The following is a 446-nucleotide window of genomic DNA, read 5'->3' on the forward strand; positions in this document are numbered from 1 at the left end:
GCCTATACGATGGCCAAATTCGGCATGTCCATGTGCACGCTGGGCATGAGCGCGGAGTTCGCTCGGGACGGCATCGCCGTCAATTCGCTGTGGCCGATCTCGACGATCGATACGGCAGCGGTGCGCAATCTCCTGGGCGGGGCGACGGTGGCAGCGATGAGCCGTTCGCCCGACATCATGGCCGATGCCGCGCATGCGATCCTGCTTAGGCCGTCGCGCGAGGCGACCGGCAATTTCTACATCGACGAGGAGGTGCTGCGCGCCGAAGGCGTCAGCGATTTTTCGATCTATGCGCCTGATGCGACAGGTCCGCTCGCCGGTGACTTCTTCGTGCCCGACGAGGTGTTTGCCAATTCGGAAACCAACATCAAAAGTATCTACTGACGGGCACCGGGCGCCGCTCTCACTCCTCGGCCTTGTTGGCTTTGAGGCGGAGGGCCACCGTG

At 62.8% G+C, this 446-nt stretch carries 1 pseudogene; it reads left to right on the forward strand.

Annotation, left to right across the window (positions count from 1 at the left end):
- Positions 1-384 (forward strand): annotated as a pseudogene (locus EOA13_RS37615) (short chain dehydrogenase); the annotation flags it as partial.
- Positions 385-446 lie beyond the last annotated feature (62 nt).

The sequence above is a fragment of the Mesorhizobium sp. M7A.F.Ca.US.011.01.1.1 genome (assembly GCF_003998295.1).
In the GTDB taxonomy this organism is placed as follows: domain Bacteria; phylum Pseudomonadota; class Alphaproteobacteria; order Rhizobiales; family Rhizobiaceae; genus Mesorhizobium.